This is a genomic window from Aeromicrobium sp. P2_G6 (genome assembly GCF_056403535.1).
Genome location: NZ_JBFUFH010000003.1, coordinates 1 through 24,898 on the forward strand (window position 1 = coordinate 1; position 24,898 = coordinate 24,898).

Genomic DNA, 24,898 nt, shown 5'->3' on the forward strand with positions numbered 1-24,898 from the left:
GTCGACGGACGTCGACGGACCGGCGAGGCCGGACTGGCGCGGCATCATGGCCGGGTTGGGGCGCGGCATGCCAGGTGCGCCACCAGGCGTCGGGCCACCGGCACGTGCGGCCGGCGGACGCGGGGCGCTCTGCATGCCCTGCGTCGACGAGAACGGGTTGTTGCCGGGGCGGGCACCGGGCGCCTTGGGTCCGGGACGCGGTCCCGGAGTGGCGGACGGCGATGCCGAAGCAGCTGCTGCCGCCGGGGCCTCGGGCTCGGCGGCCGGGGCGGGTGCCTCGGCGACGGGCTCAGGGGTCGGTTCGGGCTCAGGCGTGCGGGCCACCCGAGGGCCGGGCATCGGGCCAGGCGTGCGGGTCGGCACAGGCGCAGCAGCCGGCTCAGCGGCCTCGACCGGAGCCGGGGCGGCTTCGGGCTCTGCAGCCTTGGCCGGTGCGGCCTTCTTGGCGGCGGGCTTGCCGCCGGACTTCTTGGCGCCCTGCGCTCGCAGGGCTTCTCCGTGCTCCTCGTTGAGGCGCCGGACGACGGGGGCTTCTACGGTCGAGGAGGCCGACTTCACGTACTCACCCATGTCTTTCAGGGTGGACAGGACGACCTTGCTCTCGACACCGAACTCGCGTGCGAGCTCGTGGACTCTTACAGCCACTCTTCTCCTTCAGGGGGGTCCGACCCCGAAGGAGGATCAGACCACTAGTTGACGAACGTGCTCATTGCGCAGTACTCATCGCGCAGTACTCATCGGGTCTTCATGAGCTGTTGCTCCGATTTCGTGTCATGAACGCGCCGGGTGGCGTGTCCTTGGTGGTCAAGCAGTGTCTTTCGGATCTTCGACGATCGATGCGAGGGCACTCAGGTCGAGCGGCCCCTCGACTCGAAGGGCCCGACCGAACGCCTTGCGGCGAGTCGCGAGCTCCAGGCACCGGGTCGTGGGATGCAGGTGCGCCCCTCGTCCCGGCAGCGTGCCATGCGGATCAGGTGTCACGACCGTGGTCGTGGGCTCCTGAACTGCGACGACTCGCACCAGAGTGGTCTTGTCCGCACGTTGCCTGCAACCGATGCACGTCCGGACGACCTCGACCAGTCTACCCGTTTCGCGAAGCGGTCGCGCCATCGAGTCAGCTGCCCTCGGTCCTCGGGGCCTCGGTGTCCGAGCGGATGTCGATGCGCCAACCCGTGAGCTTGGCGGCAAGCCGGGCGTTCTGGCCCTCTTTGCCGATCGCGAGGGACAGCTGGAAGTCGGGCACGACGACACGGGCCGACCGGGTCGCGGGATCGACCAGCGTCACGCCCTTGACCTGCGAGGGCGACAGCGCGTGTGCGATGAACTCGGCCGGATCGTCGCTGTAGTCGACGATGTCGATCTTCTCGCCGTGCAGCTCGTGCATGACGTTGCGCACGCGCTGGCCCATCGGACCGATGCACGCGCCCTTGGCATTGACGCCCGGCACGTTGGCGCGCACCGCGATCTTGCTGCGGTGGCCGGCCTCACGTGCGATCGCGACGATCTCGACCGAGCCGTCGGCGATCTCCGGCGCCTCGAGGGCGAACAGCAGCTTGACCAGGTTGGGGTGCGTGCGGGAGACCTTGACCTTGGGACCGCGCATTCCCTTCTCGACCTCGTAGACGTACGCCTTGAGGCGCTCGCCGTGCGCGTACTTCTCCTCGGGGACCCGCTCGGAGGCGACCAGGATCGCCTCGATGCGGCCGAGGTCGAGCGCGACGTCGCCGGGACGGCTCTGCTGGATCACCCCGGAGACGATGTCGCCGACCTTTCCGGCGAACTCGCCGTACTTGGACTCGTCCTCCGCGTCGCGGATGCGCTGCATGATGAGCTGGCGCGCGATGGTTGCGGCGAACCGGCCGAAGTCCTCAGGCGTGTCGTCGAACTCCTCAGTGAACTGCAGAGCTGGGCGCTCCGGCGGCTCCTCGCCCTCGGCGGGCTCGGGCACCGGCTCGGGCTCGATGCGCTCCTTGGCCCATACCGTCACGTGCCCGGTCTTGCGGTCGAGCTCGACCCGCGCGTGCGAGTGGGAGCCACCCGACTTGTGGTACGCGGACAGCAGTGCCGTCTCGATCGCTTCCACGACGACGTCGAACGAGATGTCCTTCTCGTGCTCGAGGGCGCGCAATGCGGCCATGTCGATGTCCATCAGGCGTCCTTCCTGTTGAGCTCGGTTTGCACGAGCGCGGTGCTGATCTGGTCATATGCCAGCCGTTGGCTGGTGGTGCGTCCCTCGATCACGACGCCCTCGTCGTCGCTGTCGCCGATGCGGCCGTCGATCGAGGAGTCGTCGGTGAGCCTCAGGCGTACGAGGCGGCCGGCGTTGCGGCGCCAGTGGCGGGGTTCGGTGAGCGGGCGGTCGACGCCGCGGGAGGTGACTTCGAGCGTGTAGGGCTGCGAGCCCATCACGTCGGACGCGTCGAGCACCTCGGACAGTGCGCGTGTGGCATCGGTGATGTGGTCGATCCCTACGCCGCCGTCGCGGTCGAGAGCGATGCGGAGGACCCGCTTGTTGCCGGCAGGCGTCAGCTCGATCGCCTCGACATCGAAGCCGAGCGCCGACACACATTCATCCACGAGGGTCGCCAGTCGTTGATCCATGGCTCTTCCTCCGTGTTCTTTTGTCGGCACCGGCATCAGGTGTCGGGTTCCACCCTACCGAACCCGGGGTGCTCCGGTGAACGCAGCGAGTCGGCTAGCCTGCCGTGGTGATCAGCCGACGCGCGCTCCTGGGAACGGGCGCTGCAACCGCAGTCGTGGCGGCAGGACTCGGCGGCGCAACCCTCGGTCACCGGCTCGACGACCTGGCCCGAGGCGTCGGCATCGAGCCACACCCCGAGCCCGATCCGTCCGACGACCGGCTGATCGCCCGGGTCGCCGCCGATCAGAACTCCCTGCTCGCGCAGGTCGAGGCCACGGCAGTCAAGCACCCCGCCCTGCGCCTCGACCCCTACGTCGCGATCAGCACGGCGCACGCCAAGGCGGTCGGCGTCGCCGGCGCCGTCCCTCACGTCGCCGCGCCTGCCGCAAGTCCCGCCGAGGCCGTCAAGGCTCTGGCAACCGCCTATTCGACGGCGTCGAAGGCCCGGGCTGCGGACTCAGCCCACGCGGTCTCCCCCGCGCTCGCCCGCGTCCTCGCGTCGATGTCCGCCGGGCTCGCGCAGTGCGCGCACACCGTCGGAGGACTGCGATGACGTCGACCGAGGCGATGCAGGACTGGCTCGCGCTCGAGCACGAGGCGGTGTGGCTCTATCCCGTCATCGGCGCACGTTTCGCCCCGCTGGCGGAGCGGGCCCGCACGTCGTACGACAAGCACCTCGGCGCGCGCGACCGGCTGTTGGCCCGCCTGCACCGCCTGGACGTCGAGCCGGTCCCGACGGCGCTGTCGTACGACGTCGGTCGCCTGCGGACCAGGGCGCGGGCCATCACGGCGGCGCGGCAGATCGAACGCGACATCGCGGCGGCCTGCCTGAGGCTCGTCGGCGACAGCACCGGCAACCTGCGGACGTACTCGATCGCGGGGCTGCGACGTGCGGCGCTCGCCGACATCACCTGGGGCGGACCCCCGAGAGCCTTCCCGGGCCTGCCCGACTGAGGTCCTGGGTCAGTCGCGGAGGTGGGCCAGGAGGTCGCCCAGGGGGACGTCGGTGCGTTCGCCGGTCGCCCGGTCCTTGACCTCGACGACGCCGTCGACGAATCCCTTGCCGACGACGACGATCGTGGGCACGCCGATGAGCTCCGCGTCCTTGAACTTCACACCGGGCGAGACCTTGCCGAGGCGGTCGTCATAGAGCACCTCGAGCCCTTCGCCGATCAGGTCCTGGTAGACCTGCTCTGCGCCGGCGACCACCGCCTCGTCCTTGCCGGCGACGATCAGGTGCACGTCGAACGGCGCGAGCTCCTTGGGCCACACCAGGCCCAGGTCGTCGTGCGCGTACTCGGCGACCGCGGCGACGGCGCGGGAGACCCCGACGCCGTACGAGCCCATCGTCACCGTGACGAGCTTGCCGTTCTCGTCCAGCACCTTGAGGTCGAGCGCCTCGGCGTACTTGCGGCCGAGCTGGAAGATGTGGCCCATCTCGATGCCACGCGCCAGCTCGAGCGGACCCGAACCGTCAGGCGCGGGATCGCCCGCGCGGATCTCGGCGGCCTCGATCGTGCCGTCGGCGGTGAAGTCACGGCCGGCGACCAGATCGATGACGTGCGAGCCGTCGACGTCGGCGCCGGTGACCCACCGGGTGCCATCTACGACTCGTGGGTCGACGAGGTAGCGGATGCCGGACGAGCTCTCCGAGCCCAGCGACGCGGGGCCGATGTAGCCCTTGACGAGTGCGGAGTTGGCGGCGAAGTCCTTCGCCTCGAACGGCTCGACCTCGGCCGGCGAGACGACCGCCTCGAGGCGCTTGGCGTCGACCTCACGGTCACCCGGCAGGCCGATCGCGAGCGGCTCACGAGTGCCGTCGGGCTGTCGCAGGATCACCAGGACGTTCTTGAGCGTGTCCGCGGCACTCCACGGGCGGTCGTCGCGGGGGAACTTCTCGTTGAGATGCGCCACGAGCGTGTCGATCGTGGGGGTGTCGGGCGTCTGCTCGGCGTGGGCAGCGGGCGCGTCGTCGTATGGGATGGGGTCGGGCACGACGGTCGTGACGGCCTCGACGTTGGCGGCGTAGCCACCCGGTGAGCGTACGAACGTGTCCTCCCCCGTCTCGGACACCGCGAGGAACTCCTCGCTCGCCGAGCCGCCCATCGCGCCGGACTGCGCCTGCACGATGACGTACTCGAAGCCGAGCCGGTCGAAGATCCGGACGTACGCCTCGCGGTGTGCCTGGTAGGACTTCTCGAGCCCGGCGTCATCGACGTCGAACGAGTAGGAGTCCTTCATGATGAACTCGCGGCCGCGCAGGATGCCGGCGCGGGGGCGTGCTTCGTCGCGGTACTTCGTCTGGATCTGGTAGATGCTCAGCGGCAGGTCCTTGTAGGACGAGTAGAGGTCCTTGACCAGCAGCGTGAAGAACTCCTCATGCGTCGGGCCGAGCATCATGTCGTTGCCCTTGCGGTCCTTGAGGCGGAACACGTTGGGGCCGTAGTCGGTCCAGCGTCCTGACGCCTCGTAGGGTTCGCGCGGCAGCAGCGCCGGGAAGCGCACCTCCTGGGAGCCGATCGACTCCATCTCCTCGCGGATGATCTTCTCGACCTTGGCCAGCACCTTCAGTCCGAGCGGCAGCCACGAGTAGATGCCGGGCGCGACTCGTCGGACGTATCCGGCGCGCACCAGGAGCTTGTGGCTCGGCACCTCGGCATCGGCCGGATCGTCGCGGAGCGTACGCAGGAAGAGCCGGGACATTCGCATGGTCCCGAGCCTATTCGGTGGTTGAGGTGCGGAGCGAAGCGGTGGGGGCACCTCCCGCGAGCGCCAGCGAGTGGGGGACTCGAAACCACGGTTCCGCTAGCCGCGTGCGGCCCTCAGGGCGATGCGGATCATCGGCAGCTGCAGCGGGAGGCGCAGCACGGTGCCGAGGGTGAACCACCATGGCTTGCGTGAGTCACGGGCGGTGTCGAGCGTCATCTGCACGTTCGCCGGGAACACCGCGGCGAGCAGCCCTGCCGACGCCAGGCCGCCCAGACGCCGGGTGCGAGGGTGCAGCATCAGCCCCGCACATGCGAGCTCGGCGACGGCGGACACCTGCACGAGCTCGCGCTTGTAGGGCAGCGGCTTGGGGACGATCGCCTCGTACGGCTTGGGGGCGACGAAGTGCAGCACGCCCGACACGCCGAGGATGCCGGCGAGGACCTTGATCTCACGACTCATGCCGTGAGCATGTCAGAGCAGGATCGAGGCGAAGGTCGCGGTCTGCTCGAAGCCGACCCGTTCGTACGCCCGCCGGGCCGCGGTGTTGTGGTCGTTGACGTAGAGCGTGACGATCGGGGCGACCGTCGCACGCACCTGCTGCACGACCGCCGCCAGCGCCGGTGCTGCGATGCCCTGTCCACGCAGGTCAGGCCTGACGTAGACGCCCTGGAGCTGGCAGGCGTACGGCGTCGCGGCGCCGACCTCGGCCTTGAAGAGCACGTCGCCGTCATCGATGATCGCGTACGCCCAGCCCTGTGAGATCAGCTGCGCCACGCGGGCGCGGTAGCCGCTGCGGTTGCCGACCTCAGGATCGACGCCGACCTCCTCGGTGAACATCGCGACGCACGCCGGGTAGACCGTGTCGAACTCGTCGAGCACGACGGGGCGCACTCGTGGATCGGGGCGGAGGTGGCTGTCGCGCTCGAGCGTCATGAACGGCTGATCCAGGCGTGGCGAGCGGGCCGGCCCCCAGTGCGGCTCGAGCAGCCTCCACATCGGCAGCACCGCGTCGCGGGGCCCGACGATCGACGACGGCCGCACGTTGTCGGAGATCGCCTGCTCGACGAACGCCTCCACGGCGGCGGGCGTCGCCTGCACCGGGACGACGTTGGCTCCGGCATGGCAGGCCGACACGAGGTCGCCGTCCTCGAAGTAGCCCCAGACCTGGCCACCCAGCCAACGGGTCTGCAGCTTGGTCGCGTCGACGCGGTTGCGGACGAAGAGGTTGACCAGCGGGTCGCGGTCGAGGAGGGCATACAGCTCAGCGAGATCGGACGTCGTCAGCGGACGGACGTGCGATGTCGTCTTCAGCACTGCGCCTCCCTGGGTGGTGTCACCAGCCTACGACGCGGAGAGCCTCCAGGCCCACGTCAGCTGACGGTCACGGCGGGCGAGCCGCCCTCGACGGGCTCCATGCCCTCGGCGATGCGCATGGCTTCCTCGATCAGCGTCTCGACGATCTTGGACTCCGGCACGGTCTTGATGACCTCGCCCTTGACGAAGATCTGACCCTTGCCGTTGCCGGACGCCACGCCGAGGTCGGCCTCACGGGCTTCACCGGGGCCGTTGACGACACAGCCCATGACCGCGACGCGGAGTGGCACCTCCATGCCCTCGAGGCCGGCGGTGACCTCCTCGGCGAGCGTGTAGACGTCGACCTGGGCGCGACCGCACGAGGGGCACGAGACGATCTCGAGCTTGCGCTCGCGGAGGTTGAGCGACTGCAGGATCTGCAGGCCGACCTTGACCTCCTCGACCGGCGGGGCCGACAGCGAGACCCGGATCGTGTCGCCGATGCCCTGGCTCAGCAGCGCCCCGAATGCCGTGGCGCTCTTGATCGTGCCCTGGAATGCCGGACCGGCCTCGGTGACGCCGAGGTGCAGCGGCCAGTCGCCGCGCTGGGAGAGCTGCTCGTAGGCCTGCACCATGACGACGGGGTCATTGTGCTTGACCGAGATCTTGAAGTCGTGGAAGTCGTGCTCCTCGAACAGCGACGCCTCCCACACGGCGGACTCGACGAGCGCCTCGGCCGTGGCCTTGCCGTACTTGTCGTAGATGCGCTTGTCGAGCGACCCGGCGTTGACGCCGATGCGGATCGAGACCCCGGCGTCCTTGGCCGCGCGGGCGATCGCGCCGACCTGGTCGTCGAACTTGCGGATGTTGCCCGGGTTGACCCGCACCGCAGCGCAGCCGGCGTCGATCGCGGCGAAGACGTACTTGGGCTGGAAGTGGATGTCGGCGATGACCGGGATGTTGGAGTGCCTGGCGATCTCCGGCAGCGCGTCGGCGTCGTCCTGGCTGGGGCACGCGACGCGGACGATGTCGCAGCCGGCCGCCGTGAGCTCGGCGATCTGCTGCAGCGTCGTGTTGACGTCGGAGGTCAGCGTCGTGGTCATCGACTGCACCGAGATGGGTGCGTCGCCACCGACGTCGACCGTGCCGACCTTGATCTTGCGCGTCTTGCGGCGCGGTGCGAGCACCGGAGGGGGCATCGCGGGAAGTCCGAGATCAGTCATGTTTTTCAGCTCAGCTTCACGGGGTTGACGATGTCGGCGTAGATCAGAATCACACTCATCAGCATAAGGAGGGCACCCACGGCGTACGCGACCGGCAACATCTTGGCGACGTCGACGTATCCAGGGTCTGGAAGGCCCCGCAGCCTGGCGAACCCCCGGCGCACCGCTTCGTAGAGCGCGCCGGCGATGTGGCCGCCGTCGAGCGGCAGCAACGGGATGAAGTTGAACAGGGCGAGGAACAGGTTGAGACCCGCCAGCAGCACGAGGACGCGTTGGATCCGCTCGGACCAGGTCGGGTCGTCGACCGTCACCATCTCGCCGGCGACGCGGCTCGCGCCGACAACGCTGATCGGACCGTTCACGTCGCGTTCGCCACCGAACGCGGCCTTGGTGACGTCGACCATGCGGGACGGGAGGTGCCAGATGGCCTGAGCGGTGCCCTTGACGTACGTGCCCATGGTCGACGCGATGTAGCCCGGGCCCTGCCGCTGCATCTCCTCGGTGGCGATCACGCCGAGGAAGCCCACATTGACGGTCTTGGTCGGGTCGTCCACGTCAGCCCGCGCGAGCACCGACGTGGCAACCCTCGCCTCGCGAGGGGTGCCGTCGCGTTCGTAGCCAATCGTCGCCTCGCGCGAACCATTGGCACGGATCAGCTTCGTGAGCTCATCCCATGACGAGATCTGCGCCCCGTTGAACGATGTGATGTGGTCACCGGCGACGAGGCCGGCTTTCTTGGCCGGCGTGATGGGATCATCAGCCCGGCAGGTGCGTGGGGCTTCCGCATCGCTGATCGCGCAGTCCGACACCGCTTGGACCGTCGTCGTCGGCTTCATCGCCCCGAACCCCATGAACACGATCGTGAAAAGCACGATCGCAATCAGGATGTTGACCGTCGGACCGCCGGCCATGACGATCAGCTTCTGCCACCACGGCTTGCGATAGAAGAGCCGGTCGAGGTCCTTGTCCTCCACGTGCTCGTACTCGGCGTTGCGGGCATCGGAGATGAGCTGCGTGAACAGGCCCGTGTTGGTCTTCCGGACCTCGTGCGGGTCGGCGTCCTTGGCCGGCGGCAACATGCCGACGAGCTTGACGTAACCGCCGAGCGGGATCGACTTGATGCCGTACTCGGTCTCGCCGCGCTTGACGGACCACACCGTGTTGCCGAAGCCCACGAAGAACTGGGTGACCTTGATGCCGAACTTCTTGGCGGGGTACATGTGGCCGAGCTCGTGCAGACCTATCGAGATCGCGACGCCGAGGATGAACGCCACGACACCGAGGGTGTAGATCAGTGCGTTCATCGTTTCTCCACCAGCTCCGCGGCCCGGGTGCGGGCCCATGCATCGGCGCCGAGCACGCCGTCGAGGGTCAGATCCTGGCGGGCCGCGTCCGGATCGCTGAGGTGCTCTTCGAGGACCACGCCCACCGTGTCCACTATGCCGAGGAAGTCCAAGTCGCCGGCAACGAATGCGTCGACGCACACCTCGTTGGCGGCGTTGAACACCGCCGGTCCCGTACGCCCGAACGTCCCGGCCTTGCGCGCCAGGCTGACCGCCGGGAACGCCTCGTCGTCGAGCGGGAAGAACTCCCACGTCGCCGGCTGGGTCCAGTCACAGCCCGCGGCAGCATCGGGCACGCGGTCGGGCCACGCCAGGCCGAGCGCGATCGGCAGCTTCATGTCCGGCGGTGAAGCCTGCACCATCGTGGCGCCGTCGATGAACTCGACCATCGAGTGGACGATCGACGGCGGGTGCACGACGACGTCGATGCGATCGAAGCCGATGTCGAACAGCAGGTTGGCCTCGATGACCTCGAGGCCCTTGTTGACGAGCGTCGCGGAGTTGATCGTGATGACCGGGCCCATGTCCCATGTCGGGTGGGCCATCGCCTGTTCGGGGGTGACATCGGCGAGCTCAGCGCGCGTACGACCGCGGAACGGTCCCCCGCTCGCGGTGACGATCAGCCGGCGGACCTCGTCGCGCCGCTCCCCCCGCATGGCCTGGGCGAGGGCGGAGTGCTCGGAGTCGACCGGCACGAGCTGGCCGGGCTTGGCCGCGCCGACGACGAGCTCGCCGCCGATGATCAAGGATTCCTTGTTGGCGAGAGCGAGGGTCGTGCCGGCCTCCAGCGCGGCCAGCGTCGGGAGCAGGCCGACCGCTCCGGTCATGCCGTTGAGCACCACGTCGCACTCGACCCGGGCGACGTCGACCGCAGCGTCAGGTCCGGCGAGGAGTCGCGGCACGCGGTGGTCACCCTGGTCGTAGCCTCTGCGCTGTGCCTCGGCGTAGAGCGCGAGCTGGACGTCCTCTGCCGCGCTCGCCCTGGCGACGGCGACGAGCGGCACGTTGAACGCGATGGCCTGCTCGGCCAGCAGCCGCGGATTGCTCCCACCGGCGGCAAGCGCGACGACCTCGAAGCGTTCGGGGTTGGCCGCGATGACCTCGAGGGCCTGGGTCCCGATGGATCCCGTTGAGCCGAGAATGGCAACACGCTTGCGCATGTCGCCATTCTCCCTGATGCGTCCCCGCTGACCTACTCGCGCCGGACATGCAGGATGGCGACACCCCTTGCGAGGTGTCGCCATCCTGGGTGTGCCCCGAAGCGGCGGCAGACGAGGGATGTCCTGTCGCCGCGCCCCCTCCGCCCCGGGAGTCGGTTACTTGACCTCGGACTTCAGCACAGCAAGGACGCCGAAGATCATCGGGATCACGAACCAGACCAGGCTCGACGTCCCGAGGTGGGCCCACTGGTCACCACTCGGACCACCGTCGAACAGCGGCGTCTGCGCATAGTTGAAGTCGATCCACGGCTGGACGTCCTTGAACCAGTCGACCAGCTCGGCAAGGATGCCGAAGATCGTCGGCAGCACGAACGAGTAGACGAAGTAGGCCACGATCGCGGCCGGGGTGTTGCGGATCAGGACGCCGAGCATGAAGCCGATCAGCAGGCCCAGGACGTTGCCGACGATGATCCAGAACATGTCCGCGACGCTGATGTCCCAACGCATGTCGACTCCGTTGAGAGCCGAGCCGATGACATTGCCCACGGCCCCGATCGCGAAAGCGACCAGCATGCCCACGACGCCGACGATGATCGCCGCCAGAGCCTTGGCCAGGATGACCTGCCCGCGGTGCGGAGCGAGCGTGAACGTGATGAGGCCCGTGCGCTGGCTCCACTCACCCGTGACCGCGAGGACCGCGATGACCGGAAGCAGGATCGCCATCGGGAAGCCGACGGCCGAGCCGAACACCGAGTACTCGAGGTTCCGGTCGGGCACCCACAGGATGCAGCCGATCGTGGCGAGCGTCGCCACGATCGCGATGCTCATCATGAGCCAGAAACCGGACCTGGTGTCGAACATCTTGCGTATCTCGACCTTGACGAGGCGGCTCAGGGGTACGCCCGGCCGGTTGGTGTCGATCGCAATCGCGGTGGCGCTCATGCTGTAGCTCCTTCGGGGGTGACGTCTTCACGTTGGGTGTCCGCGGTCAGCTCGAGGAACATCTCCTCGAGGCCGGCTCCCTCGGCGGGCCGCAGCTCGATCAGCGCGACGCCAGCGGAGGCCGCGGCCTTGCCGACCTGCTCGGGGGATGACTCCGTGCGTAGTCCTCCGTCGCCTGACGGGGTGGAGCTCATGCCGGCGGTGGTCAGCGCGTTCGCAAGGGCCGACATGTCGCCGGCCTTGACGAACGTCCCGGCCGTCTGCAGGAGCTCTGCCTTGGTGCCCTGAGCCACGATCCGGCCGTTGCCGATGACGATGATCTCGTCGGCGATGACCTCGATCTCGTGCAGCAGGTGCGAGGACAGCAGCACCGTTCCGCCCCGGTTGGCGTACTCGCGCAGCAGGCTGCGCATCCAGTGGATGCCGGCCGGGTCGAGGCCGTTCGCCGGCTCATCGAGGATCAGGATCTTGGGATCGCCGAGCAGGGCGTTGGCGATGCCAAGCCGCTGCCGCATGCCGAGCGAGTAGTTCTTGACGCGACGCTTCGACTCCTCCGGGGTCAGGCTGACGAGTCTGAGCATCTCGTCGACGCGTGACATCGGCAGGCCCATCGTCAGGGCACTGAGCGTGAGAATTTCGCGACCGGTCCGACCAGCGTGCTGCGCCGAGGCGTCCAGCAGGACACCCACCTGCGTGCCCGGATTGGGAATGTCCTTGTAGTGGACTCCGCTGACGAGTGCAGCACCCGAGCTGGCGGGCGTCAGGCCGGCCATGATGCGCATCGTCGTCGTCTTGCCGGCGCCGTTGGGGCCGAGGAAGCCGGTGACGGCTCCCGGCTTGCACTCGAATGAGACATCGTTGACGGCAGTGAACCCGCCGTACGTCTTGGTGAGACCTTCAACTGTGATCATGACACCCAGTCTGCCCTGCGCCTGGGGCAGAAACATCGGTCGAGCGACCATTGATCGATAGCCGAAAGTATGAGAGGGGCCAGCCGATAGGCCGTCGTGCCGTCCAGCCGAGAGCCCTAGCCTTGGGGGGTGCAGGCCATCGACTACCAACCCGAGCTTCGTTGGTGGAATCACGCGTGGCGCTACGCGTTCGTGCTGACGATCTCCGGCCTGGCGTGGTTCGAGGTCGCCTACTGGCAGTGGGACCACAACCGCCTGTGGTTCTGGACCGATCTGGCACTCGGCGTCGCAGGTCTCGTGCTCACCGGCTGGCGTCGAACCTATCCGGTTCCCGTTGCCGTGATCACCAACGCCTTGTCGTTCGTGTCATGGTCATCAGCCGGCCCCGGCACCCTGGCGCTCGTCTCACTGTCCACGCGACGCCGTTGGCGCGAGATCATCCCCGTCGGCGTCATCGCCCTGGCGGCGAGCCTCGTTGCCGAGAGCATGAACCCGGTCAGCGACGACGTGCTGGCGTTCACGATCCCGTTCATCATCGCGATCATCGGCGTCTCAGTCGGCTGGGGCATGTACATCGGTTCGCGCCGCGAGCTGCTCGCCACGCTGCACGAGCGGGCGCGCACCGCGGAAGCGGAGCAGTCAGCCCGCGTCGCCCAGGCTCGTACGGCCGAGCGTGGGCGCATCGCCCGCGAGATGCATGATGTGCTGGCCCACCGCATCTCCCTCGTCACGATGCACGCCGGGGCGCTGACCTACCGCGAGGACCTCACCGCCGAGGAGATGCGCGCCACCGCCGCCGTGATCCAGGAGAGCTCGCACCAGGCACTCGTCGAGCTGCGCGACGTCCTGGGCATCCTGCGCGACGATCCCGGCGACGCCAGCCCCGAGCGGCCGCAGCCCTCGGCCGATGACCTGCCGGCACTGCTCGACGAGGCCCGGGCCTCCGGCATGCGGATCGAGATCGATGAGCTGGTGGCGTTCGACGGCATACCGGAGACCATCGGACGTACGCTCTACCGCGTCGTGCAGGAGAGCCTCACGAACGCCCGTAAGCACGCGCCGAACACGCTCGTCTCCGTCTCGGTGACCGGGAGCCCGTGGGCCGGGTTGTCGGTCTTCGTGAGCAATCCGCTGGAGGTCGGCTCGGTGGGCGTCGAGGTACCCGAGTCCGGGCTCGGCCTGATCGGGCTGGCAGAGCGTACGGCCCTCGTCGGCGGACGCATGACGCACCGCATCACGCCTCAGCGCGAGTTCGTCGTCGAGGCATGGCTACCGTGGCCGGCATGACGACAAGGGTGCTGCTGGCTGATGACGATCCTCTGGTTCGGGCCGGGCTGGCGCTGATCCTCGGCGGGTCGGACGTCATCGCGGTGGTGGCCGAGGCCGCGAACGGGCAGCAAGCCGTCGACGCCGTGCAGGCGGGTGGCATCGACGTCGTGTTGATGGACATCCGCATGCCGGTGCTCGACGGCATTGCCGCCACCTCGGCCGTTCTCGCGCTGCCGGATCCGCCGAAGGTCATCGTGCTGACGACGTTCGACGCGGACGAGTACGTCGTGCGGGCGTTGGCCGCCGGCGCCAACGGATTCCTGCTCAAGGACACCCCGCCCGCGGAGATCGTCGCAGCGATCGGCAAGGTCGTCGACGGTGAGCCGATGTTGTCGCCGACGATCACCCAGCAGCTCATCCGTCAGGTGACCGACGCGGTCCCGGGTCAGCGCAGCGACGCCAAGGCGCAGACGCGCGTGGAATGCCTGACCGACCGGGAGCGCGAAGTGGCGATCGCCGTCGGAGGTGGCTCGTCGAATGCCGAGATCGCCGCCGACCTCCACATGAGCATCGCCACGGTCAAGGCGCACATCTCGCACATCTTCACCAAGCTCGACGCCACGAACCGTGTGCAGGTCGCCATCGCGATGCACGACGCGGGACTGCTGTAGTCCAGGGCCCCGCCCCCGTCAGGAGTGCGCGGCGTTGAACGCCTCGATCACCTTGGACGGCGCGCGGCGGTTGTCGCTGACCTGGTGGCCGTTCGCGCGCGCCCACTCGCGCAGGTCGTGGATCGTGTAGCCGTCACGGATGGCCACGCTGGAGCCGCCGCGCCCCCGCCCACTGCGAGGAGCGGGTGTGTCACGGACCTCCTGGGCTCCGTCCAGGAGGTTGCGCAGGAAGTCGTCGACGATCTTCTTGGACTCGTCCGAAAGGTAGAGCTCGTACGTCCGCCCGTTGATTCGGTAGCGCTCGGGCGGCGTATCCGGGTGCAGCTCCTTGCCGTCGTAGTCATCGATCACGGTGACGATCGGCTCGGGGATGATCTCACGCTTGGGCATACCGTCTCCTAGGCTCGACGCGGTCAGGATAGTCCAGCACCGAGCCAGCCGAGGGCTAAGCCGGGTCGAGCTCCTTCTGACCCCACGGGGAACCGTATGCCGTGAGGAGCTCGAGGAACGGCACCGCGTCGAAGGCCTCCGGGCCGAGGACTCCGGAGCCGGACCAGGTGCCGTTGGCCAGCAGCTCGAGGGCAACGACGGGGTTGACCGCGGTCTGCCATACGACGCACTGATGGCCGTACTCCTGCATCGACCAGTCGTTGTCGACGACGTGATAGAGGTACGTCGAGCGTGGCTGCCCGTCGAGGCCGATCCCGGTGACCCAGAGCCCGGCGCAGGTCTTGCCGTGCATCTTGTCGCCGAGCGTCGCGGGGTTGGGCAGGCACGCGGCCACCAGGTCGCGCGGCGAGACCGGCACGACTGTCGGCTTGCCGCCGACGGTCGCCGGCACGTTGACCTTCTCGGTCGAGTCGAGGCCGAGCTTGTGCAGGGTCTTGAGCACCTCGATGAACTCGTTGCCGAGGCCGTACTTGAACGTCGCGCGTTTGGTCTCGATCCAGCGCGGCATGAGCAGGACTTCCTCGTGCTCGACGTTGACGCACTCGACCGGGCCGATGCCCTCGGGAAAGTCGAACACCTCCGGCTCGCTGAACGGCTCGGTCGTGAACCACTTGCCGTCCTCCCAGATCACCGGAGGGTTGAGGCACTCCTCGATCGTGGTCCAGATCGAGAACGACGGCGCGAAGTCGTAGCCGTCGACCGTGAGGTTGGCTCCGTCGCGCGTGCCGAGCTCGTCGATCGAGGCAAACAGGTGGTCGGCGGCGTAGCGGGCGAACACGTCTGACAGGCCCGGCTCGACGCCGATGCCGACGAGCGCCAGTCGACCAGCCGACTCCCACTTGTCGGCCACGGCGAACTGCTCATCGCCGAGCTTGACGCCGGTCTCGGAGTGCGGGTGGTCCGGGTGCGGCTTCGACAGGCTCATCGCCATGTCGAGGTAGTCGGCACCCGCGGCATACGCCCCTTCGAAGATCGGCATCACGAACCGGGGGTCGACCGCGTTCATGACGTGGGTGGCTCCGGACGTACGGGCGAGGTCCTCGACCGATGACGCGTTGGACGCGTCGACCTGGGCTGCCGAGAACCGGTCGTCGCCGACCTCGCTCACCGCCCGCTCCGCGCTCTCGAGGGCGTAGTCGGCGACCACGATCGACTCGAAGAAGTCGCGCCGCGCCGCGATGGCGCAGAACGCCGAACCGACGCCACCGGCGCCCACCAGCAAGATCTTCATCTCAGGCCTCCAGGTTGGTCATGACGTGCTTGACACGGGTGTAGTCCTCGAGACCGTACATCGACAAGTCCTTGCCGTAGCCGGAGTGCTTGAACCCGCCGTGCGGCATCTCGGCGACGATCGGGATGTGGGTGTTGATCCACACGCAGCCGAAGTCGAGCCGGCGAGACACGCGCATCGCCCGGCCGTGGTCCTTGGTCCAGACCGACGACGACAGGCCGTACTTCACGCCGTTGGCCCAGCGCACCGCCTCGTCCTCGTCGCTGAACTGCTGCACCGTGATGACCGGACCGAAGATCTCGTCCTGGCTCGCGTGGTCGTCCTGCTTCAGTCCGGACAGCACCGTCGGCTCGAAGAAGTAGCCCTCCCCCAGCGCGTCCACCCGTGAGCCGCCAGTCTCGAGCCTTGCGTGATCGGGCAACGAGTCGATGAACTCCTTGACGTGCGCCAGCTGGTTGGCGTTGTTGACCGGCCCGAAGTCGACGTCGTCGTCCGGCATGCCGACCTTGGTGCCGCGGGCAGCCTCGGTCAGCGCCGCGGTGAAGTCTGCGGCGACACGCGGATGGACCAGCACGCGCGTCGCCGCGGTGCAGTCCTGGCCGGCGTTGAAGTAGCCTGCGCCGGCGATGGCCTCGGCGGCAGCTGCGAGATCGGCGTCGTCGAACACCACCACGGGCGCCTTGCCGCCGAGCTCGAGGTGCGGCTTCTTGAGGTCGGCGGCAGCCGCGGCGGCCACCTCCATCCCGGCGCGGACCGAGCCGGTGATCGCGACCATCTGGGGCGTCGGATGCGTCACGAGCTGACGCCCCGTGTCACGGTCACCACAGACGACGTTGAAGACCCCGGGCGGGAAGAACTCCTGGGCGATCTCGGCCAACAGCGTCGTCGATGCCGGTGTCGTGTCACTGGGCTTGAGCACGATCGTGTTGCCCGCCGCCAGCGCCGGGGCGATCTTCCAGATCGCCATGACGAACGGATAGTTCCACGGCGTCACCTGGGCCACGACGCCGATCGGCTCGCGCCGGATCATCGAGGTGTGGCCCCGCAGGTACTCACCGGCCGACTTGCCCTCGAGCACACGTGCGGCGCCGGCGAAGAACGTCATGGCATCCAGCGCCTGTCCGAGGATCTCCTCGGTCATCGTGAGCGCCTTGGGCTTGCCGGTGTCGCGCGACTCGACGTCGACGATCTCCTGCGCTCGTTCCTCGATCGCGCGGGCGAACTGGTTCAGCATCTTGGAGCGTTCGTACGGAGTGGTGTCCCGCCAGGTCTCGAACGCCGTGGAGGCGGCCCCGAACGCGCGATCGACGTCCTCCGCACCGGACAGCGGCGCCGAGGCATACACCTGACCGGTCGACGGGTCGATCACGTCGTATGTCGCCCCGCTCGCTGCGGGGATGAGTTCTCCGTTGATGACGTTGGTGATGGCTCGATCCATAGCTCCATCCAACCCCAAACCTCCGCGTGAGGCAACGGAATCCGAAGTTGAGAGCAGATGACACGACGAATTCCCTTGTCTTGCCCACGGTGTCTTGCGAAGATGGCTGCATGAGCTACTCCGACGAGGACTACAACCGACTGCAAAAGGCAGGCAAGCGCCACCTGTGGATGCATTTCACCCGCCACGGGAGCTACGACGACGCCCACGACATCCCGATCATCACCAAGGGTGACGGCATGTACGTGTGGGATGCCAAGGGGCGGCGATACCTCGACGGACTCGCCGGGCTGTTCGTCGTACAGGCCGGTCACGGGCGTCAGGAGCTCGCCGAAGCCGCTGCCAAGCAGGCCGCCGAGCTCTCGTTCTTCCCGGTCTGGACGTTCGCGCACCCCAATGCGATCGAGCTCGCCGAGCGGATCGCGTCGTACACGCCGGGCGACCTCAACCGGGTGTTCTTCACGACGGGTGGCGGCGAGGCCGTCGAGACCGCGTGGAAGGCTGCGAAGCAGTACTTCAAGCTGACCGGCAAGCCGCTCAAGACCAAGGTCATCAGCCGCCAGGTCGCCTATCACGGCACCCCGCACGGCGCCTTGTCGATCACCGGCATCCCGGCACTGAAGCAGATGTTCGAGCCCCTCGTGCCGTCGACCGTGCACGTGCCCAACACGAACTTCTACCGGGCGCCCGAGCACGGTGACAACCTCGATGACTTCAGCATCTGGGCGGCCGACCAGATCGAGCACGCGATCCTCGCCGAGGGCCCCGACACGGTCGCCGCGGTCTTCCTCGAGCCGGTGCAGAACGCCGGTGGCTGCTTCCCGCCCCCACCCGGCTACTTCCAACGCGTTCGCGAGATCTGCGACCGTCACGACGTCCTGCTCGTGTCGGACGAGGTCATCTGCGCGTTCGGCCGACTCGGTGAGATGTTCGGCGCCACCCGGTACAACTACCTGCCCGACATGATCACGTGCGCCAAGGGCCTCACGTCCGGCTACTCGCCGCTCGGCGCAATGATCGCGACCGACCGGATCATGGAGCCGTTCCTGCAGGGTGACAACAGCTTCGCCCACGGCTACACGTTCGGCGGCCATCCCGTGTCGACCGCCGTCGCGATGGCGAACCTCGACATCTTCGAGCGGGAGAAGCTCAACGAGAACGTGCGCGACAACGAGGGCGCGTTCCGGGCCACGCTCGAGAAGCTGCTCGACCTCGACATCGTCGGCGACGTACGCGGTGACGGTTTCTTCTACGGCATCGAGCTCGTCAAGGACAAGGCGACGAAGGAGACGTTCACGGACGACGAGTCCGAGCGGCTGCTGCGTGGGTTCCTGTCGAAGGCGCTGTTCGAGAACGGCCTCTACTGCCGTGCCGACGATCGCGGCGACCCAGTCATCCAGCTCTCGCCGCCGATCATCGCCGACCAGAGCCACTTCGACGAGATGGAGCAGATCCTCCGAGGTGTTCTGACCGAGGCCCAGAACCTGCTCTAGCCAAGGTCATGCGAAAGGCCCCCACCGCGATGCGGTGGGGGCCTTTCGCATGTGGTGAGGCTTACGCCGCGAGGGCCTTTTCCTGGCGCCGGCGGAAGAGCTCGTTGCCCAGGACGATGGCGATCGCGATGAGGAACATCGCCGTGCCGATGACGTTGACCTGCATCGGGACGCCCCGTTGGTTGGCACCGAAGACGAACATCGGGAACGTCACCTCCTGGCCGGCGTTGAGGTTCGTGATGATGAAGTCGTCGAACGACAACGAGAAGCTCAGCAGGGCTGCGCCGATGATGCCGGGCAGGACCAACGGGAACGTGATCCGCCAGAACGTCTGAACCTCATTGGCATACAGGTCGGCCGCCGCCTGTTCGAGATTGTCGTCGAGGCCGCTCAGGCGTGCCTTGACCGTGACGATGACGAACGACAGGCAGAACATCACGTGGGCGATGAAGATCGTCCAGAACCCCAGCTGGCCGCCGAACCCACGCGAGACGAACAGCGCCAGCAACGACGAGCCCATCACGATCTCCGGCGAGGCCATCGGCAGGAAGATGATCAGGTTGGCCGCGTTGCGGCCGGCGAACCGGTGACGCGAGAGCGCGAACGCCGCCAGCGTTCCCAGGATCGTCGCCACCAGCGTGGCCAGCAGCGCGATCTCGATGCTGAGGATGACCGAGTCCTTCATGCCACCCGGCTTGAACGGGTGCAGCCAGTTGTTCCAGGTGAACTCCTGGAACTTGTAGACGTTCTTGGACTTGCTGTTGTCGTTGAAGCTCATCAGGACGACGACGGCGATCGGCACGAACGTGTAGACCAGCACGAGGAGGCCGAGACCGAGCACCAGGTGCTCGCCGACCCATCGGCGGAAGCGCGCGAACCCGGTCATACGAGGTCCTCCGTTCCCGAGGTACGGATATAGACCAGCACCATGCCGACGATGATCACCATGAGCGTGACCGAGAGCGCACCGGCGGCGGCGTAGTCACCCTGGGTCGTGAACAGGTTCTGGATGACGTTGCCGACCATGCGGGTGTTGGTGTTGCCGAGCAACGTGGCGTTGATGTAGTCGCCGGCTGCCGGGATGAAGGTCAGCAGTGTCCCTGCGACGACTCCAGGCATCGAAAGCGGCAGGGTCACCTTGAAGAACCCTCTCGCCGGCGATGCGTAGAGGTCGCTGGACGCCTCGATCAGGCGTACGTCGATCTTCTCGAGACTCGCGTAGAGCGGGAGCACCATGAACGGCAGGAAGTTGTAGGTCAGCCCGGCGATCACGGCGAACGGTGTTGCCAGCAACCGGTCATCGCCCGGCGTCAGGTGCAACAGCTGCAGGAGGTCGATGAAGTGGGTCTTCTGCGCGATGTCGACCACGACGCCGTCGTCGGCGAGGATCAGCTTCCACGACAGCGTGCGCAGCAGGAAGCTCGTGAAGAAGGGTGCGATCACCAGGACCAGCATGAGGTTCTTCCAGCGCCCGGCCTTGAACGCGATGGCGTACGCCAACACGTAGCCGATCACCAGGCACAGGAGCGTGGCAACTCCCGCGTACCAGAGCGACCTCCAGAGCTGGCCTTTGTACTGGTCGATCGCGTCGACGTAGTTGCTGAAATGCCACGTCATGTTGTAGCCGGTGAGCACCGACCCGTTGGGATCGTACAGGCTCGACGCGATCAAGGAGTAGAACGGGATGACGAAGAACAGGCCGAGCCAGACCGCGCCGGGCAGGATCAGCCAGTAGCCCGTGAGCTTGCGCCCGCGGGGCTTGGTGTCTGTGTCATGAGGGTTGACCGGAGCGACGCCGGCAGTCGACGTCATTACTCCTCCTCGATCCCGGCCTTGGCGTCCTGGCTGGCGTCCAGGAGGAAGGCGTACTCCGGGCGCCACGAGATGTCGACCTTGGTGCCGACCGGGAGCATGCGGCGCGAGCCGGTGTTCTGCTCGAACACCATGATCTCCTGGCCCCACGGCATCTTGACCATGTACTGGGTGCTCACGCCGACGAAGCTGACGTCGGTGATGTGACCACCGGTGATGACGTCACCCGGCGCGTCGATGGGCTGACCGGCCTCGGCGATCAGGACCTTCTCGGGCCGGATGCCGAGCCAACCCCTGCCGGAGTCGGAGTGTGCGCGATCAGCTGGGATCGAGGCGAGCGCGCCCTGGACGCGTACCTTCACTTCGCCGCCTTCGCGACCCTGGATCTCGGCTTCGATGAGGTTGGACTGGCCCAGGAAGTTGGCCACGAACGTTGTCCTGGGGTTCTCGTAGAGCTCGCTCGGGGCGCCCATCTGCTCGATGACGCCCTGGTTCATGACCGCGATGGTGTCGGCCATCGTCATGGCCTCCTCCTGGTCGTGCGTGACGTGCACGAAGGTCAGCCCGACTTCGGTCTGGATGCGCTTGAGCTCGAGCTGCATGCCACGGCGCAGCTTGAGGTCGAGCGCGCCGAGCGGCTCGTCGAGGAGCAGCACCTCTGGCTGGTTGATCAGCGCSCGGSCGAGCGCGACGCGCTGCTGCTGGCCGCCGGACATCTGCGCAGGCTTCTTGTGCGCCTGCGACGTGAGCTCGACGAGCTCGAGCATGTCGGCCACCTGCTTGTTGACGTCCTTGACGCCGCGGCGCTCCAGCCCGAAGGCCACGTTCTTGGAGATGTCCAGGTGCGGGAACAGCGCATAGTTCTGGAACACCGTGTTGACCGGCCGCTTGTAGGGCTTGAGGTAGGTCACCTCGGTGTCGCCGAGGTGGATCGTCCCCGAGGTCGGCGTCTCCAGCCCGGCGACCATGCGCAGCGTGGTGGTCTTGCCGCAGCCCGACGGGCCGAGCAGGGCGAAGAAGCTGCCCTGCGGCACGACGAGGTCCAACGACTTGACCGCCGTGAACGCGGCGTACTCCTTGGTCAGCCCGGCGAGACGCAAGTCTCGGGAGGAACTCGCGGATGAGGTTCCCGCGGAACTCGTCGCCGACGTAGTCGGCCCATCATGCACCTGTGACATCGGCAAATTCCTTCTCGTAGGTTCGCATCTTGGCCTCGTCGAGCTCCATGAAGCCATGGGTCGCGGCGAGTGATTCCTCAGTCGGGAAAATGAGAACGTTGTCGACCTGGTCGGGATCGACCTTCTCCATGGCCTCCTGAGCGCCCTTCACCGGGCAGATGTAGCTGTTGTAGGCGGCCAGCTTGGCCGCCACCTCAGGCTCGTAGTAGTAGTTGATCCACTCCTCGGCGTTGGCCTTGTGGGTCGTGAGGTTGGGGATCAACATGTTGTCGGCCCAGATCATGACCCCCTCCTCCGGCGGGATCCACACGAGGTTGTCGTCGCCGGCATTGGCGATGTCGCCCGACCACGCCTCCGCGGCCAGGACGTTGCCCGACGCGAGGTCCTGCACGTAGTCGTTGCCGGTGAACGCCCTGAACTGGCCGTCGGCGTTGGCCTTCCTCAGGCGCTCCAGCCCCTTGCTCCACTGCGCGTCGGTGAAGTTGGCCGGGTCTGCGCCCTCGAGCAGCAACAGGAATCCCATCGTGTCGCGCATCTCGGTCAGCATCGTCACCCTGCCCTTGAGGTCCTTGCGGGTCAACAGCTCGCTGAACGACTTGACCTCGCCGATCTTGGACTTGTTGTAGGCGATGCCGGTCAGGCCGCTCTGCCATGGTGCAGAGAAGTCACGTTTCTTGTCCCAGCCCGGCGTCTTCAGCGAGTCGATGATGTTGGCGTGCAGGTTGGGCACCTTGGACGCGTCCAGCTTCTGGATCCAACCGACCTGGATCATCCGGGCGGCCATCCAGTCAGTCAGCATGAACATGTCGCGCTTGGAGGAGCTGCACGACCCGAGCTGGTTGGACACCTTGGCGAAGAACTCGTTGTTGTCGTTGACGTCCGCCGTGTAGGAGACCTTGATGCCGGTGTCCTTCTCGAACTGGCTCAACGTCGAGACGTAGTCGCCGTCGTCCTCGTCGATGTACTCCGGCCAGTTCGACACGACCAGGTTCTTGTCGGTCGACGAGACATCCTTCGCCTTGCAGTCGTCTGGGTCCTGCTTGCGGTCGGGTGTGTCGAAAAGCGTCAGAGCCCCGGCACTCACACCGAGTGCCGCCAAACCTCCAGCGCCCTTGAGCAGAGTTCGTCGTTCGAATCCAGCCATATCCCGCCCTCGCGATTGTCCTGACCACGAATACTCGCAAGATTATGAAGCCACGACAAGGGATTCCGCGGTAAAGATCGTGTTTCATTAAGGAAAACGTCGAACTCCCGCGAAATTCGACGCGACGGAATCCGTCGTCGTACGGCACAATGGCCGTCATGACCGAGCGTAGACCTGAAGGCCGGGGAGCACACCTCGACGACACCGCCAAGCAGATCATCGAGCTGTTGCAGGATGACGGCCGTCTGTCCTACTCGGCGATCGCCAAGAAGGTCGGCCTGTCGGAAGCTGCGGTACGACATCGGGTGCAGAAGCTCATCGAGAGTGGCGTCATGCAGGTCGTGGCGGTCACCGATCCGATGCAGATGGGCTTCGCCCGCCAGGCGATGATCGGCGTCAAGGTGACCGGCAACGTGCGCGAGGTCGCCGCGGAGCTCGCGGCGATGGACAAGCTCGACTACGTCGTCATCACGACGGGTCGCTTCGACATCCTCGCGGAGATCGTGGTCGAGAGCGACGAGGAGCTCCTCGAGCTCGTGTCGGAGCAGATCAGCGCCCTCGATCGCGTCGTCACGACCGAGACGTTCGTCTACCTGCGCCTGGAGAAGCAGACGTACGCCTGGGGTGTGCGGTAGCAGCTCGCGAGGTCTCGATACGCCGCTCGCTGAGCGAGCTTGCTACTCGACCAGCGAGTACTCGCTGGTCGAATGATCCCGAGGAACGAGGGATCGTATCGAGACCACGTCAGCTGATCGTCCTGCCGGCTTCCAGTGCGCTGAAGATGTCGGGGTATGCCCCGCGCATCAGCGCTTCGTAGTCCTCCGGGTCATCAGGAGGCGCCGGCGCAGGGTCCATGCGGCCGGTCTTGATCAGCAGGTCCCACGACACCTCGGTGTCCGGTGTGTGGAGCACGGGCGGCATCCCGGCGAGCCTGAACTCGGCGGACGCACGCGGCACCGCGCCGACCCGTGTGCACGCCAGCACGGCGACGACCAGCTCCCGCCCGTGTTCGAGGTCGATCTGCACGCCGGAACCCCGCCCGATGCCGACATTCGTCAACGCGCCGGCGACCGAGGCCGACTCGTGGAGCAGCTCGGCGTACGACATCATGCCGCGGTCGTCCTGGATCGCGAGCTCGTCAGCGAGTCCGTGGACGACGTGATGGTCGAGCACGCGGAAGATCAAGCTGTTCATCAGCGTCCCTCGAACTTCGGCGTACGCTTCTCGGCCCGCGCCGCCGCCCCTTCGCGTACGTCCGCGCTGGCCCAGACCGCGTCGAAGCTCTCGGCGATGACGGCGTCGTCGTCGGTGGACCCGTTGAGGATGAGCTTGTTGTGCGCCAGCGTCAGCGGCGCGAACTCGGCGATCTCGTGTGCCCAGGCGACAGCGTCAGCGAGCGTCCCCGGCCTGTCCGCCAGGCCCATGCCGAGCGCCGTGTCACGGTCAAACGTCTCGGCGGCCAGCATCAGGCGACGCGCCGGGCCCGCCCCGGCGATGGCGGCCAGCGTACGGATGGTCCAGGCATCCACGGCGAGGCCGTTGCGCGCGGTCGGCACGCCGAACTTCGCCGTCGCGTCCGCAACCCTGAGGTCACACGCGATCGCCAGCTGAGTGCCTGCACCGATCGCTGGGCCGTTGATCGCAGCGATGAGCGGGACCGGGAGCTTCGCGAGGTGATGGAGCATGCCGTAGAGCGCGTCGAGGAACTCCGGCCCGTACACCCCGCCGAGATCCGCGCCCGAGCAGAACGCGGTGCCCCGTCCGGTGACGACGATGACCCGCGCTCCCCCGTCGACCGCCGCATCGACCGCCGCGTGGATCTCGCGGCACAGCTCGAGGTTGAGCGCGTTGCGTCGGTCTTCGCGCTGGAGTTCGAGGATGGCGACGGGGCCGTCCGTTGTCACACCGAGCATGGATCTCCTCCCAGAGTCGCGACCACGCTATCGGCCGCGATCCGGCGCGAGGCGGTCCGCCCTGCAACCCCGATATG

27 protein-coding genes are annotated in these 24,898 nt (G+C 67.2%); 6 read left to right on the forward strand and 21 right to left on the reverse strand.

From position 1 onward, the window contains the following. From AC1DVU_RS10970 to rimP, 4 genes are all read right to left on the reverse strand, one after another. Positions 1 to 645 (reverse strand): translation initiation factor IF-2 N-terminal domain-containing protein (locus AC1DVU_RS10970; protein WP_476922476.1); only part of this gene is annotated, 645 nt, incomplete at its 3' end. 159 nt (positions 646 to 804) lie between these two features. Continuing rightward, positions 805 to 1,110 (reverse strand): YlxR family protein, encoded by a 306-nt coding sequence (locus tag AC1DVU_RS10975; RefSeq protein WP_476922477.1) that lies wholly within the window; start codon positions 1,108 to 1,110, stop codon positions 805 to 807. Positions 1,111 to 1,114: 4 nt separating this feature from the next. Then, complete coding sequence (nusA, locus tag AC1DVU_RS10980; protein WP_476922478.1) at positions 1,115 to 2,149, reverse strand: transcription termination factor NusA; 1,035 nt, start codon at positions 2,147 to 2,149, stop codon at positions 1,115 to 1,117. Beyond that, positions 2,149 to 2,601: a ribosome maturation factor RimP gene (gene rimP, locus AC1DVU_RS10985; protein WP_476922479.1), complete on the reverse strand. Its 453-nt coding sequence runs from the start codon at positions 2,599 to 2,601 to the stop codon at positions 2,149 to 2,151. The genes nusA and rimP overlap by 1 nt, the downstream gene beginning before the upstream one ends. A gap of 107 nt (positions 2,602 to 2,708) precedes the next feature. Between rimP and AC1DVU_RS10990 the strand changes: the two genes are divergently transcribed. Further along, complete coding sequence (locus tag AC1DVU_RS10990) at positions 2,709 to 3,194, forward strand: hypothetical protein (RefSeq protein ID WP_476922480.1); 486 nt, start codon at positions 2,709 to 2,711, stop codon at positions 3,192 to 3,194. Next, positions 3,191 to 3,595: a DUF4439 domain-containing protein gene (locus AC1DVU_RS10995; RefSeq protein ID WP_476922481.1), complete on the forward strand. Its 405-nt coding sequence runs from the start codon at positions 3,191 to 3,193 to the stop codon at positions 3,593 to 3,595. The genes AC1DVU_RS10990 and AC1DVU_RS10995 overlap by 4 nt, the downstream gene beginning before the upstream one ends. Positions 3,596 to 3,604: 9 nt before the next feature. On the opposite strand, the gene AC1DVU_RS11000 is transcribed toward AC1DVU_RS10995, so the two are convergent. The 8 genes from AC1DVU_RS11000 to AC1DVU_RS11035 all read right to left on the reverse strand — a co-directional run bounded on the left by AC1DVU_RS11000 (position 3,605) and on the right by AC1DVU_RS11035 (position 12,222). Beyond that, positions 3,605 to 5,344: a proline--tRNA ligase gene (locus AC1DVU_RS11000; RefSeq protein WP_476922919.1), complete on the reverse strand. Its 1,740-nt coding sequence runs from the start codon at positions 5,342 to 5,344 to the stop codon at positions 3,605 to 3,607. 102 nt (positions 5,345 to 5,446) lie between these two features. Next, a complete protein-coding gene (locus tag AC1DVU_RS11005; RefSeq protein WP_476922482.1) occupies positions 5,447 to 5,809 on the reverse strand; it encodes a DoxX family protein in 363 nt (120 codons plus the stop codon). Positions 5,810 to 5,821: 12 nt separating this feature from the next. Next, positions 5,822 to 6,664: a GNAT family N-acetyltransferase gene (locus AC1DVU_RS11010; RefSeq protein WP_476922483.1), complete on the reverse strand. Its 843-nt coding sequence runs from the start codon at positions 6,662 to 6,664 to the stop codon at positions 5,822 to 5,824. A 56-nt stretch (positions 6,665 to 6,720) separates the two neighbouring features. After that, positions 6,721 to 7,866 (reverse strand): flavodoxin-dependent (E)-4-hydroxy-3-methylbut-2-enyl-diphosphate synthase, encoded by a 1,146-nt coding sequence (gene ispG, locus AC1DVU_RS11015; RefSeq protein ID WP_476922484.1) that lies wholly within the window; start codon positions 7,864 to 7,866, stop codon positions 6,721 to 6,723. Positions 7,867 to 7,871: 5 nt separating this feature from the next. Continuing rightward, on the reverse strand, positions 7,872 to 9,170 hold the full coding sequence (locus AC1DVU_RS11020) for a M50 family metallopeptidase (protein WP_476922485.1): 1,299 nt from the start codon (positions 9,168 to 9,170) through the stop codon (positions 7,872 to 7,874). Beyond that, positions 9,167 to 10,369: a 1-deoxy-D-xylulose-5-phosphate reductoisomerase gene (gene dxr / locus AC1DVU_RS11025; protein WP_476922486.1), complete on the reverse strand. Its 1,203-nt coding sequence runs from the start codon at positions 10,367 to 10,369 to the stop codon at positions 9,167 to 9,169. Before dxr ends, AC1DVU_RS11020 begins: the two co-directional genes overlap by 4 nt. 156 nt (positions 10,370 to 10,525) lie before the next feature. After that, positions 10,526 to 11,311, reverse strand: a complete 786-nt coding sequence (locus AC1DVU_RS11030) for an ABC-2 transporter permease (RefSeq protein WP_476922487.1) — start codon at positions 11,309 to 11,311, stop codon at positions 10,526 to 10,528. Then, a complete protein-coding gene (locus AC1DVU_RS11035) occupies positions 11,308 to 12,222 on the reverse strand; it encodes an ABC transporter ATP-binding protein (RefSeq protein WP_476922488.1) in 915 nt (304 codons plus the stop codon). Before AC1DVU_RS11035 ends, AC1DVU_RS11030 begins: the two co-directional genes overlap by 4 nt. A 129-nt stretch (positions 12,223 to 12,351) precedes the next feature. On the opposite strand from AC1DVU_RS11035, the gene AC1DVU_RS11040 reads away from it, so the two are divergent. Both AC1DVU_RS11040 and AC1DVU_RS11045 read left to right on the forward strand, forming a co-directional pair. Continuing rightward, a complete protein-coding gene (locus AC1DVU_RS11040) occupies positions 12,352 to 13,509 on the forward strand; it encodes a sensor histidine kinase (protein ID WP_476922489.1) in 1,158 nt (385 codons plus the stop codon). Beyond that, positions 13,506 to 14,162: a response regulator transcription factor gene (locus tag AC1DVU_RS11045; RefSeq protein ID WP_476922490.1), complete on the forward strand. Its 657-nt coding sequence runs from the start codon at positions 13,506 to 13,508 to the stop codon at positions 14,160 to 14,162. Before AC1DVU_RS11040 ends, AC1DVU_RS11045 begins: the two co-directional genes overlap by 4 nt. Before the next feature lie 18 nt (positions 14,163 to 14,180). Here the strand turns inward: AC1DVU_RS11045 and AC1DVU_RS11050 are convergent, their stop codons facing one another. Genes AC1DVU_RS11050 through AC1DVU_RS11060 form a run of 3 tightly spaced genes read right to left on the reverse strand, consistent with a single transcriptional unit; the run spans position 14,181 to position 17,281 of the window. Next, positions 14,181 to 14,552 carry an Lsr2 family DNA-binding protein gene (locus tag AC1DVU_RS11050; protein ID WP_476922491.1) on the reverse strand — a complete coding sequence of 124 codons (372 nt, stop codon included), beginning with the start codon at positions 14,550 to 14,552 and terminating at the stop codon, positions 14,181 to 14,183. Positions 14,553 to 14,607: 55 nt separating this feature from the next. Then, positions 14,608 to 15,843, reverse strand: coding sequence for a saccharopine dehydrogenase family protein (locus tag AC1DVU_RS11055; protein ID WP_476922492.1), 1,236 nt, complete (start codon positions 15,841 to 15,843; stop codon positions 14,608 to 14,610). Between the two features lies 1 nt (position 15,844). After that, positions 15,845 to 17,281 (reverse strand): gamma-aminobutyraldehyde dehydrogenase, encoded by a 1,437-nt coding sequence (locus AC1DVU_RS11060; RefSeq protein WP_476922493.1) that lies wholly within the window; start codon positions 17,279 to 17,281, stop codon positions 15,845 to 15,847. A 110-nt stretch (positions 17,282 to 17,391) separates the two neighbouring features. Between AC1DVU_RS11060 and AC1DVU_RS11065 the strand changes: the two genes are divergently transcribed. Then, positions 17,392 to 18,774 (forward strand): aspartate aminotransferase family protein, encoded by a 1,383-nt coding sequence (locus AC1DVU_RS11065; RefSeq protein ID WP_476922494.1) that lies wholly within the window; start codon positions 17,392 to 17,394, stop codon positions 18,772 to 18,774. Between the two features lie 61 nt (positions 18,775 to 18,835). Here AC1DVU_RS11065 and AC1DVU_RS11070 read toward each other — a convergent pair whose 3' ends face one another. The 4 genes from AC1DVU_RS11070 to AC1DVU_RS11085 all read right to left on the reverse strand — a co-directional run bounded on the left by AC1DVU_RS11070 (position 18,836) and on the right by AC1DVU_RS11085 (position 22,908). After that, positions 18,836 to 19,660, reverse strand: a complete 825-nt coding sequence (locus AC1DVU_RS11070) for an ABC transporter permease (protein WP_476922495.1) — start codon at positions 19,658 to 19,660, stop codon at positions 18,836 to 18,838. Beyond that, positions 19,657 to 20,586 (reverse strand): ABC transporter permease, encoded by a 930-nt coding sequence (locus AC1DVU_RS11075; RefSeq protein WP_476922496.1) that lies wholly within the window; start codon positions 20,584 to 20,586, stop codon positions 19,657 to 19,659. Before AC1DVU_RS11075 ends, AC1DVU_RS11070 begins: the two co-directional genes overlap by 4 nt. After that, positions 20,586 to 21,686, reverse strand: a complete 1,101-nt coding sequence (locus tag AC1DVU_RS11080; RefSeq protein ID WP_476922497.1) for an ABC transporter ATP-binding protein — start codon at positions 21,684 to 21,686, stop codon at positions 20,586 to 20,588. The genes AC1DVU_RS11075 and AC1DVU_RS11080 overlap by 1 nt, the downstream gene beginning before the upstream one ends. Before the next feature lie 61 nt (positions 21,687 to 21,747). Further along, the gene (locus AC1DVU_RS11085; RefSeq protein ID WP_476922498.1) at positions 21,748 to 22,908 is read right to left on the reverse strand and encodes a polyamine ABC transporter substrate-binding protein; all 1,161 of its coding nucleotides are present in this window, start codon (positions 22,906 to 22,908) and stop codon (positions 21,748 to 21,750) included. A 158-nt stretch (positions 22,909 to 23,066) separates the two neighbouring features. Between AC1DVU_RS11085 and AC1DVU_RS11090 the strand changes: the two genes are divergently transcribed. After that, entirely contained in the window at positions 23,067 to 23,543 is a 477-nt protein-coding gene (locus AC1DVU_RS11090; RefSeq protein WP_476922499.1) for an Lrp/AsnC family transcriptional regulator, read from the forward strand. Between the two features lie 109 nt (positions 23,544 to 23,652). Here the strand turns inward: AC1DVU_RS11090 and AC1DVU_RS11095 are convergent, their stop codons facing one another. Together AC1DVU_RS11095 and AC1DVU_RS11100 are read right to left on the reverse strand one after the other, a co-directional pair. Next, the gene (locus AC1DVU_RS11095) at positions 23,653 to 24,102 is read right to left on the reverse strand and encodes an AMP-binding protein (protein WP_476922500.1); all 450 of its coding nucleotides are present in this window, start codon (positions 24,100 to 24,102) and stop codon (positions 23,653 to 23,655) included. Beyond that, positions 24,102 to 24,821 carry an enoyl-CoA hydratase gene (locus AC1DVU_RS11100; protein WP_476922501.1) on the reverse strand — a complete coding sequence of 240 codons (720 nt, stop codon included), beginning with the start codon at positions 24,819 to 24,821 and terminating at the stop codon, positions 24,102 to 24,104. The genes AC1DVU_RS11095 and AC1DVU_RS11100 overlap by 1 nt, the downstream gene beginning before the upstream one ends. Between the last annotated feature and the right edge of the window lie 77 nt (positions 24,822 to 24,898).

What these genes read in the sequence shown, in the direction of transcription:
- AC1DVU_RS10975 (WP_476922477.1), bottom strand. Translation starts at nt 1,110, where the DNA reads ATGGCGCGACCGCTTCGCGAAACGGGTAGACTGGTCGAGGTCGTCCGG.
- nusA (WP_476922478.1), bottom strand. Translation starts at nt 2,149, where the DNA reads ATGGACATCGACATGGCCGCATTGCGCGCCCTCGAGCACGAGAAGGAC.
- rimP (WP_476922479.1), bottom strand. Translation starts at nt 2,601, where the DNA reads ATGGATCAACGACTGGCGACCCTCGTGGATGAATGTGTGTCGGCGCTC.
- AC1DVU_RS10995 (WP_476922481.1), top strand. Translation starts at nt 3,191, where the DNA reads ATGACGTCGACCGAGGCGATGCAGGACTGGCTCGCGCTCGAGCACGAG.
- AC1DVU_RS11000 (WP_476922919.1), bottom strand. Translation starts at nt 5,344, where the DNA reads ATGTCCCGGCTCTTCCTGCGTACGCTCCGCGACGATCCGGCCGATGCC.
- AC1DVU_RS11005 (WP_476922482.1), bottom strand. Translation starts at nt 5,809, where the DNA reads ATGAGTCGTGAGATCAAGGTCCTCGCCGGCATCCTCGGCGTGTCGGGC.
- ispG (WP_476922484.1), bottom strand. Translation starts at nt 7,866, where the DNA reads ATGACTGATCTCGGACTTCCCGCGATGCCCCCTCCGGTGCTCGCACCG.
- AC1DVU_RS11020 (WP_476922485.1), bottom strand. Translation starts at nt 9,170, where the DNA reads ATGAACGCACTGATCTACACCCTCGGTGTCGTGGCGTTCATCCTCGGC.
- dxr (WP_476922486.1), bottom strand. Translation starts at nt 10,369, where the DNA reads ATGCGCAAGCGTGTTGCCATTCTCGGCTCAACGGGATCCATCGGGACC.
- AC1DVU_RS11030 (WP_476922487.1), bottom strand. Translation starts at nt 11,311, where the DNA reads ATGAGCGCCACCGCGATTGCGATCGACACCAACCGGCCGGGCGTACCC.
- AC1DVU_RS11035 (WP_476922488.1), bottom strand. Translation starts at nt 12,222, where the DNA reads ATGATCACAGTTGAAGGTCTCACCAAGACGTACGGCGGGTTCACTGCC.
- AC1DVU_RS11045 (WP_476922490.1), top strand. Translation starts at nt 13,506, where the DNA reads ATGACGACAAGGGTGCTGCTGGCTGATGACGATCCTCTGGTTCGGGCC.
- AC1DVU_RS11050 (WP_476922491.1), bottom strand. Translation starts at nt 14,552, where the DNA reads ATGCCCAAGCGTGAGATCATCCCCGAGCCGATCGTCACCGTGATCGAT.
- AC1DVU_RS11055 (WP_476922492.1), bottom strand. Translation starts at nt 15,843, where the DNA reads ATGAAGATCTTGCTGGTGGGCGCCGGTGGCGTCGGTTCGGCGTTCTGC.
- AC1DVU_RS11060 (WP_476922493.1), bottom strand. Translation starts at nt 17,281, where the DNA reads ATGGATCGAGCCATCACCAACGTCATCAACGGAGAACTCATCCCCGCA.
- AC1DVU_RS11065 (WP_476922494.1), top strand. Translation starts at nt 17,392, where the DNA reads ATGAGCTACTCCGACGAGGACTACAACCGACTGCAAAAGGCAGGCAAG.
- AC1DVU_RS11070 (WP_476922495.1), bottom strand. Translation starts at nt 19,660, where the DNA reads ATGACCGGGTTCGCGCGCTTCCGCCGATGGGTCGGCGAGCACCTGGTG.
- AC1DVU_RS11075 (WP_476922496.1), bottom strand. Translation starts at nt 20,586, where the DNA reads ATGACGTCGACTGCCGGCGTCGCTCCGGTCAACCCTCATGACACAGAC.
- AC1DVU_RS11085 (WP_476922498.1), bottom strand. Translation starts at nt 22,908, where the DNA reads ATGGCTGGATTCGAACGACGAACTCTGCTCAAGGGCGCTGGAGGTTTG.
- AC1DVU_RS11090 (WP_476922499.1), top strand. Translation starts at nt 23,067, where the DNA reads ATGACCGAGCGTAGACCTGAAGGCCGGGGAGCACACCTCGACGACACC.
- AC1DVU_RS11095 (WP_476922500.1), bottom strand. Translation starts at nt 24,102, where the DNA reads ATGAACAGCTTGATCTTCCGCGTGCTCGACCATCACGTCGTCCACGGA.
- AC1DVU_RS11100 (WP_476922501.1), bottom strand. Translation starts at nt 24,821, where the DNA reads ATGCTCGGTGTGACAACGGACGGCCCCGTCGCCATCCTCGAACTCCAG.